The organism is Silvimonas terrae (assembly GCF_014202765.1).
Lineage (GTDB): Bacteria > Pseudomonadota > Gammaproteobacteria > Burkholderiales > Chitinibacteraceae > Silvimonas > Silvimonas terrae.
The window spans coordinates 224382-232529 of record NZ_JACHHN010000008.1 but is presented as its reverse complement, the minus strand read 5'-3'; the positions used below and the strand labels follow the sequence as shown (position 1 = coordinate 232529).

Genomic DNA, 8148 nt, shown 5'->3' with positions numbered 1-8148 from the left:
AGTGCGTCGATGCCGTACGGGTTGGCGCCTTCAGCGGCGGAGGCCACAGCGGACACAGCCATCAGGCCGGCCACAGCAGCGAAAGATTTGATGAAAGTAGAGAATTGCTTAGTCATGATCGTGACCCTTGTGCTAACGGTGATTCCGGTCAGGAATCGGAATTCATATGGAAGTTGTACTCGTAAACGAACGAGCCGGCCGGGCAGGCATAGCCTTGCAGAGCCTTGGTAATCTCACTCTTGAACTGGCTGCGGTACGAAGCAGGAATCCCTTTGAAGTTCATGCTGTCGATCGCGCTGAATTTGCCGTTGCTACCAAAGGTAAACACAACGGAAACCAGACCCTCGATCCCGTCTTCCATGGCTTTGCCTGGATATTCCGGGTTTTCAAGGTGAGTGCAGTTGCCCTTGGCTGACAACGGACCACTGGGAGCCGGCGCTGGCGCAGGTGCAGGCGGCGGGGCCGGTGGCTGCGGAGCCGGATCAGAGGTCGTCGCGGCAATAGCCGTCGGCGCAGGCGCATTGTTCGGATGCTCAACCGGCGGCACGTATGCCTTGGGCTGCGGCACCGGCGGTGCGGCCTTGGGAATGACCTTCTCTACTTTGGGAGGGGGCGGCGGAGGGGGTGGCGGGGGCGGCTCGCTGATGATCGAGACTTCCACCTTTTGCTGGATCTTCTTGACCGCGTCCTGTGCCAGGCCTGAAATCAACGCGTAAATCAGGAGAACGTGGAAAACCACCACGCCTACCAGACCTGTTGCGCGTCGGCCACCGGCACGGCCTTGGCCATATCCGTATGCTGTGTTAGCCATTGTTCGGCTCAACCTTCAATTCACCTGGAGCGCATCGCCTTCACCTGCGACGATTTGTTCCAGAAGTTCAACTTGCCACAACCATCAACTCACCCTCACGGGCTTGGTTGAAACTTGCTGCCAGATTGGCCTGGCCCCCGCCCTTTTGGTAAAGGACAGAGGCCAGGTCTGACCTGCAATTACATCTTGTAGGATGCTTGCAGGTAGTAAGCGCGACCGACGGAGTCGAAGAAGCGCGGATCATAACCTTGCTGGAAGGCGTAATCCTGATTGGAGTACGGCGGAGCCTTGTCAAACAGGTTCTTGATACCTGCAGTGATCGTCAGATCCTTGTGATAGACATACGTACCGGACAGGTTCCACAGGATGTAGGAAGCAACGCGATTGCCTTCATACATATCCTGGTAGCCAGTCTGGTAGGTCGAACCCAGAATGCCGCTGAAGTTGCCCTTGTTCCAGTTCAGGTTCAGGTCTTGCTTGTAGCGGAAGATCGGGGCGTTGTTGTAGTCCGAGAACTGACCAATACCGTGGAAGTACTGACCGTCCTTCTCGTGCTGGTAATCGAACTTGGTCAGGTAGGTACCGTCGTAAGTGATCGAGAAGTTACCAGCGTCGGTCTTGGGCAGACGCACGGTTGCGGACAAGTCGATACCGGAAATCATGGTGTTACCCAGGTTCTGGGTGGTATCGATCACATACAGCAGTTTCTGGGTGGAAGGATCACGCACGAAACGGTCAGCGTACTTGTCAGGATCAGCAAAAATAGCGGATTCGGACAGGGTGCCGATGGTGTCGTGGATATTGGTCCACCAGAAGTCTACCGATGCGGTCACGGCCTTGATCGGCTCAATGACGAAACCAAAGCTGGCGGAGTCAGATTTTTCCGGCTTCAGATCCTTGCTACCGCCAATCAACAGTTGTTGTTGGGCTTCGCAATCACGACCCTGATTGCCGCCTGGCTGCAGATTGCCGTTCGGGCACATCAGCGGGTCGTTGTACTGACCGGCAGTGTTGGTCTGCTGGTTAGGTTGATAGATGTTGTACAGCGAAGGAGCACGGAAACCCGAGCTGGCATTACCACGGAACTTGATCTGTTCGATCGGCTGCCAGGTGAACTTCACTTCAGGATTAGCGGTATTACCGAAATCGCTAAAGTAGTCGTCACGAGCGGCCAGGTTCACGTTCAACGTCTCGGTCACCGGAATGGCCAACTGAGCGAAGATAGCTTGCGAGTTGCGGCTACCGCTGGTGTTCTGAGCGGACTCAAGACCAGTACTCAGGGCCGATTGCGCCAATCCCGTGAAGACAGAATCCAGGCTTTCGTGACGGGCTTCAACGCCTGCCGCAAACTGGATGGCACCAGCCGGCAGTGTGTAGATGTCCTTGTTGACGTGGAAGTCAGCCAGCGTGGTCGAATACTTGTCTTCTTCAATCTTGCCGTTCAGGGCAACGCTATCCCATGCGCCCGGGGCGGAATCGCCAAACGGGTTCAGGGTGCCGTCGTCAAACGCGCCTTGCAGCTTGCTACCATCAACGTAACCACCGGTCAGGTAGTGACGAACCTGGTTTTGCGAGTAGGCCAGACCGCCAGCGTAGGCCCAGCTACCGATCATGCCATCAGCGGTTGCCATGATACGTTGGGTGGTGGACACCACTTCATCCATACGATCGCCTGCCGGGATCGAACGGGCGTGCAGTTCCAGCGAATCTGTACCAGCCGGTGCATTGGCCAGCGAGAAGTACGGCGAGGAGCTCGGCAGGGTGAAGAAGTCGTTGGTGTAGGTCAACAGCGGGGTCGGCGCTACACGAGTCTTCGTGGTGGTTTGCGTACCGATGTACTGCAGGGCCACCAGGTTGTCTTCGTTAATCTGCTTGGAAGCCTTACCAGTAAGAGTGTATTGCTCAACTTCAGGCTGGATGCCGTAGAACAGCGGCGATTGCTCGCGGCAGGTACCGTTGTACGGCACGGTGGTCGGCGGAGCGCAATTCGGAGCAATCGGGTTGGTGGCGGGATATGCCTTGCCCGTTGCCGGGTTAATCAACGCATTACCGCTGCCATCCAGCGGCACGTAGTTGGCCGGGAAAGAGTTGCCGCTTACACCGATCGGATTCAGATTATTGGTCGCGAAATCACGGTCAGTCGTCTTGATTTCGTTGGACTTGGAAGCGGTGAACGAACCGTAAACATTGAAGCCGTCGTCAACCAGGCTGCCCTTGCCGCCGGTGACGCTCACTTCTTTGGTCAGGCCACCCGGATGTTGCGGGGACAGGATACGGGCTTCGATGGTCGCGCCCTGTACCGACTTCTTGGTCACGAAGTTGATAACGCCAGCGATCGCGTCAGTACCGTAGGTGGCAGTAGCGCCACCTTTGTAGACGTCGATGTGGTCGATCGTCGCCAGCGGAATGGCGTTCAGGTCAACAGCCAGACCGTTGCTGGCCTGGTTAGCCATACGGCGGCCATCCAGCAGCACCAGCGTGTATTGCTCGCCCAGACCGCGCAAGTCAGCGAACGCAGCACCACCGTTATCTGTACCTACAGAGGTAGCAGCGGTAATAGCCGAGGTGTTGGCAGCGATCGCGGCAACAGCCTGTTCGACGTTGACGATACCTTGCTTGGTCAGGTCTTCCGTCTTGATCACGGTCATCGGCGTGGCGTTTTGCTGCTTGATGCCGCGCAGGTAGGTACCGGTCACTTCCACGCGATTGGCAGCGGCGGAAGACGTCGAGGAATCTGCATCATCTGCGAAGGCAGACGCTGCATAGGTTGCACCGATCATAGCCAGTGCTACTACGAGAGTTTTTCTTTTATGAAGCACAACTGCCTCCCAGGGTTGGTAAGTGGAAGCCCACATCCTTACAGTACGGCCAAGCGGTGCGCTGTTGGCGACCGTCTCCGGCCATCGTTGTCGGTTGGCCGTGTAAGTGAGCGGATAATCGCAGAAGTGACATTCCCTCAACAAAAAAAATAGGCTTATGTCTGGTTTTTGTTGTCAAAAATACACAGTAAACAAGTTACAAAGCGATAAACAGGTGTTTTCAGGTGCAATCATTTGCACATAAAACACAATAAAATCATTAGGTTATGACGTATATAGGCGCTAACACCGATACTGTTGTCGTATCATGACAACAGTCAATACCGATGTAACACCCTCAGCAGCCCCTCGAAACACCCCCAATCACCCCTGCCCAACCCCATGAAAAGTGAATATAAGTATTACCAAATATTCCATTTGGAACTATTTATTATTTATTTAAAAGAATTAATAAGAAAGATATGTGTAATCTTTAATTGAAACAACCGTTTAGAAATGACATTAGAGCACCAAAACAGTGCCTTATAGATCAACGACATATTTTGGTGCACCAGCCAGGACCATCGTGCGCGGGGATGATCTGGGTGGCTGTCAGGAAAAAAAACGGCGGCGCATGGTTACCTGCCTAAAACACCCAGGAAATGAATTCGGGATTTCCCGCACATGTATAGACAACCCTGGGAACTTGCTGAAAAAATGGCAAGAATATTGCCCTATAGCCGTCTAAAAACGGGGGACAAGCGGTAGACCGGCATCTGAAATAGGCAAAGCTGGCAAGAAGAGACCGTTTTGGCCGAACCGGTATGCTGTGCGGGGCGAAAGTCAGGTGTGGGATGCGGTAATACGAGATAGCTATTTTTGCCGGGCTTGCCCTAAGCCGTCATAAACCGGGTACGACCTCAGACCGGCCAGTTGAGTGCCCGCTCGCTACGGAACTGTCGCGACTCGCCACTGACCGGATCCACAAACGCCAATGAGCGCGCCAGTAGTTGCAGCGGCCGAGTGAAGTCATCCGGCGCATCGGCCTGGACCTGCGGGTACCAGGGGTCGTTACAGATGGGAATGCCCAGTGCAGACATATGCGCCCGCAGTTGATGCTTCTTGCCGGTATGCGGTTCCAGCTGGTACCAGCCCAACTGGCCGTCATCCTGCAGCAGCGAGAGTCGCGTTTCGCTATTGGGCGCTCCCGCGACCTCTTGCGAGGTAAAGAAATGGCTCCCCTGCTCCAGCCGGCTGCGATGTACCAAAGGCAAAACCAGCGCGGGATTGAGCGGCGCCACGGCTTCATACACCTTGCTCACCTGGCGGGATTCAAACAGGGATTGATACAAGCCCCGGCTGGGCGGGTGCAGACAAAACATGACGAGGCCAGCCGTTTCCCGGTCCAGCCGGTGTACCGGGGTCAATTCCGGTAAATCCAGATCCCGGCGCAGGCGGTTGAGCAAGGTTTCCCGCAGACGCCGCCCGGAAGGCACGGTAGCCAGAAAATGAGGTTTGTCCGCCACCAGAATACGTTCATCCCGGTACAACACCTGGGCTTGAAACGGGACAGGCTCTTCATCCGGGACTTCGCGGAAATACCATAATCTTGAACCGGGCTGGTAGGGGTCGCCACCGGACACCGGCAAACCCGCGTCGTCCATGATTTCGCCGGTGGCCAGGCGCGTGGCGATAACGTCTGCCGGCAGGTGTGGAAACCGGTGCAACAAAAAGGATTGCAAGTCTGGCCAGTTGCCCTGCTCAGGCAGCAGAACAAAACTGGGGGCGACGCCATCGCGCCAGGGAATGGAGGGCTTGGGCTTCATAACGCCTCGGGCGGTTGGGCACCCGGCGTTGGGTCAGGTTGTGACTGAGCGAGTTCTGCCTGGCGCTCGGCACGTTTGATCTGCCCTGCCCGTTTGAGCCACAGGATCAACCAGGTGGGCAATACGCCCAGCACCACCACAAAGAACCCACCCAAAGCCACGCTGCCGGAACACACCGCCAGCATGCCAATCACGTAGAGATAGCCAATCAACAGAATGTACATGTTCTTATATATATAAGTGCTGCGCCGTTCACTGGGGCGCCAGCGTCTGCATCAGGCTATTCACGAAGCGGGTGAACTCGTTGATCATGCCGCCAACAAACTGCGGCAGATACGGCAGCAACATATACAGTGCGGCAGCACCAATCGACAACATGATGGGAAAGCCAATCGCAAAGACGTTCAATTGCGGCGCCGCACGTGTCATCACGCCCACGGCCAGGTTGGTCACTAGCAAGGCGCCCACCACCGGCATCGCCAGTTGCAGCCCGGTGCTAAATACCATGCTGCCGTGTTCGGCGATCATGCGAAACGCGCCGCTGGCCAGCGGGGCATCGGTAGGTGGCAATTGGGCAAAACTTTCGATCAGCGCCCGCAGCACAATCAAATGACCATTCATGGCCAGAAACAGCAGCAGTGTGGCGGCGCTTAAAAACTGGGCAACCAGCGGCACGTTGCCGGCGCTTTGCGGGTCGTAAAACGAGGCAAAACCCAGGCCCATCTGCAGACCGGCAATGTTGCCCCCCATTTCTACAGTACTGAAAATGAGCTGCATGCACATGCCGATCATCCAGCCAATCAGCAACTGGTTAATGCCAATCATGATGCCCTGAGCCGAGAGCACCGGGACATTGGGCATGGCGGGCAGAACAGGGGCGATCAGGAGGGTAAGCAGCAGGGCCAACCCCACCCGCACCGTCGTGTTGATTGCGGCGTTGGAGAAAAACGGGTCTGCCATCAGCACGCCGAAAATACGCAAGAACGGCCAGAGAAACAGCGCTAGCCAGCCGTTGATTTGCGCATCGGTAATCGTGAACATAGGGCGGCTTTAGCCAATCAGGGTCGGAATACTTTGAAACAGGCGCGTGGTGTAGTCCGTGATGATGCCGATCATCCACGGCCCCGCCAGCACAAACACCAGAAAAGCCACCAGCAGCTTGGGGATGAACGATAACGTGGCTTCGTTGATCTGGGTGGCCGCCTGGAATACCGACACAATCAGACCTGCCGCCAGCACTGACAACAGAATCGGTCCGGCCAGCAGCACCAGGACTTCCATGGCGCGCTGGATCAGGGTGATGACGGTTTCAGGAGTCATTGGGCTGCGCCTGTGAGGAGTAAGGGGTGAGGCGTGAGGGGAAAAACCGCACATGGCTGTTTTGCCACGCACTCAGTCCTGTTCACCCATTATATAAATACAAGAATGCCGATGTCGGCAGCAAAGCAAGAGGCTGCAGGCAGGCGTGGTTTTTCACCTCACCCCCTCACACCTCACCCCGGATCATCCGGTATAAAAGCTCTGCACCAGTGAGCCCATCAAGAGCGTCCAGCCATCCACCAGCACAAACAGCATCAGCTTGAAGGGAAGCGAGATCGTCACTGGCGAGACCATCATCATCCCCATGGCCATCAGAATACTGGCCACCACAAGGTCAATAATCAGGAACGGGATGAACACCATGAAGCCGATCTGGAACGCCGTCTTCAGTTCACTGGTGACAAAGGCTGGCACCAGCACACGCAGGCTGACGTCTTCCGGACCGTTGGGTTTTTGCGAACCGGATACATCAATGAAGAACGCCAGATCGCGCTGGCGTGTCTGCTTCATCATGAAGTCTTTGAGCGGCACCGATGCCTTGTCCAGCGCATCGTTGAAGGTCATTTTTTGCTGGGAATACGGGGTGTAGGCCTCGGTATAGATCTTGTCGAACACCGGTGACATCACAAAAAACGTCAGGAACAACGAAAGACCAATGATGACCTGATTCGGCGGAGTCTGCAGCGTACCCAGTGCCTGGCGCAGCAAGGACAGCACAATCACGATGCGGGTAAACGCCGTCATCATCAACAGCACCGCCGGTAAAAAGGTCAGCGCGGTCAGAAACAGCAGGGTCTGGATCGGCAAGGAATACGCCGTACCACCAGCACCTGATGTGGCGGTCATGAACGGAATGCCGGCAGCATCTGCCGCCTGTGCAGCTACAGGCACCGCCAGCAATATCAAAGCGCCAGCCCCACGAGCAAGAGACAACCGGAATTTCATGCTTGAGGCCTCTTGCCAGCCAGAATCTGTGCCAGTTTCGAGGCAAATTGCGGCGGCGCCGGTGGCGCGGGCGCATCAGCCGGTCGCGGTTGGGTATGCAGGAGATTCACATTCTGCGGCGTAACGCCGACCACCAGCCAGGTGTCATCCAGCTCCACGATGACCACGCGTTCTTTGGGGCCCACCATCGCGCCCGAGACCACGCGCAGGCGGTTGCCGGCAGCCATGCCCGGCAGCAGCGAAAAACGCCGCATCAGCATGGCGGACACAAAAATCAAACCCAGCACGAACACCAGCGCAATGACCACCTGCGCCAGTTGGGCAAACGACCCGGCCGAGGTTGCGGCCGGCACGATGGCAGACTGGGGAGACGAGGCGGCAGCCAGCGCACTGGCCGCACTATTCATGAGCAGCACGCCCAAGGCAAAACGTCTGGACCACATGGAAG

The 8148-nt window shown here is 56.3% G+C and carries 8 protein-coding genes; all 8 read right to left on the bottom strand.

Annotation, left to right across the window (positions count from 1 at the left end):
* Positions 1–148: 148 nt before the first annotated feature.
* A complete protein-coding gene (locus HNQ50_RS18025) occupies positions 149–811 on the bottom strand; it encodes a hypothetical protein (RefSeq protein WP_184102591.1) in 663 nt (220 codons plus the stop codon).
* A 179-nt stretch (positions 812–990) separates the two neighbouring features.
* Entirely contained in the window at positions 991–3591 is a 2601-nt protein-coding gene (locus tag HNQ50_RS18020; RefSeq protein ID WP_246428776.1) for a TonB-dependent receptor domain-containing protein, read from the bottom strand.
* Positions 3592–4529: 938 nt separating this feature from the next.
* Entirely contained in the window at positions 4530–5435 is a 906-nt protein-coding gene (locus tag HNQ50_RS18015) for a pseudouridine synthase (RefSeq protein WP_184102589.1), read from the bottom strand.
* Complete coding sequence (locus tag HNQ50_RS18010) at positions 5432–5659, bottom strand: hypothetical protein (protein ID WP_184102588.1); 228 nt, start codon at positions 5657–5659, stop codon at positions 5432–5434. Before HNQ50_RS18010 ends, HNQ50_RS18015 begins: the two co-directional genes overlap by 4 nt.
* 28 nt (positions 5660–5687) lie before the next feature.
* On the bottom strand, positions 5688–6476 hold the full coding sequence (gene fliR, locus HNQ50_RS18005; RefSeq protein ID WP_184102587.1) for a flagellar biosynthetic protein FliR: 789 nt from the start codon (positions 6474–6476) through the stop codon (positions 5688–5690).
* A 9-nt stretch (positions 6477–6485) separates the two neighbouring features.
* The gene (fliQ, locus tag HNQ50_RS18000) at positions 6486–6755 is read right to left on the bottom strand and encodes a flagellar biosynthesis protein FliQ (RefSeq protein ID WP_184102586.1); all 270 of its coding nucleotides are present in this window, start codon (positions 6753–6755) and stop codon (positions 6486–6488) included.
* Between the two features lie 183 nt (positions 6756–6938).
* Positions 6939–7601 carry a flagellar type III secretion system pore protein FliP gene (gene fliP / locus HNQ50_RS17995; RefSeq protein ID WP_281386220.1) on the bottom strand — a complete coding sequence of 221 codons (663 nt, stop codon included), beginning with the start codon at positions 7599–7601 and terminating at the stop codon, positions 6939–6941.
* 95 nt (positions 7602–7696) lie between these two features.
* Entirely contained in the window at positions 7697–8143 is a 447-nt protein-coding gene (gene fliO / locus HNQ50_RS17990; RefSeq protein ID WP_246428775.1) for a flagellar biosynthetic protein FliO, read from the bottom strand.
* Between the last annotated feature and the right edge of the window lie 5 nt (positions 8144–8148).

Coding starts and splice junctions, on each gene's coding strand:
- fliO (WP_246428775.1), bottom strand. CDS start 8,143: ATGTGGTCCAGACGTTTTGCCTTGGGCGTGCTGCTCATGAATAGTGCG.
- fliR (WP_184102587.1), bottom strand. CDS start 6,476: ATGTTCACGATTACCGATGCGCAAATCAACGGCTGGCTAGCGCTGTTT.
- fliP (WP_281386220.1), bottom strand. CDS start 7,601: ATGACCGCCACATCAGGTGCTGGTGGTACGGCGTATTCCTTGCCGATC.
- HNQ50_RS18025 (WP_184102591.1), bottom strand. CDS start 811: ATGGCTAACACAGCATACGGATATGGCCAAGGCCGTGCCGGTGGCCGA.
- fliQ (WP_184102586.1), bottom strand. CDS start 6,755: ATGACTCCTGAAACCGTCATCACCCTGATCCAGCGCGCCATGGAAGTC.
- HNQ50_RS18020 (WP_246428776.1), bottom strand. CDS start 3,591: ATGATCGGTGCAACCTATGCAGCGTCTGCCTTCGCAGATGATGCAGAT.
- HNQ50_RS18015 (WP_184102589.1), bottom strand. CDS start 5,435: ATGAAGCCCAAGCCCTCCATTCCCTGGCGCGATGGCGTCGCCCCCAGT.
- HNQ50_RS18010 (WP_184102588.1), bottom strand. CDS start 5,659: ATGTACATTCTGTTGATTGGCTATCTCTACGTGATTGGCATGCTGGCG.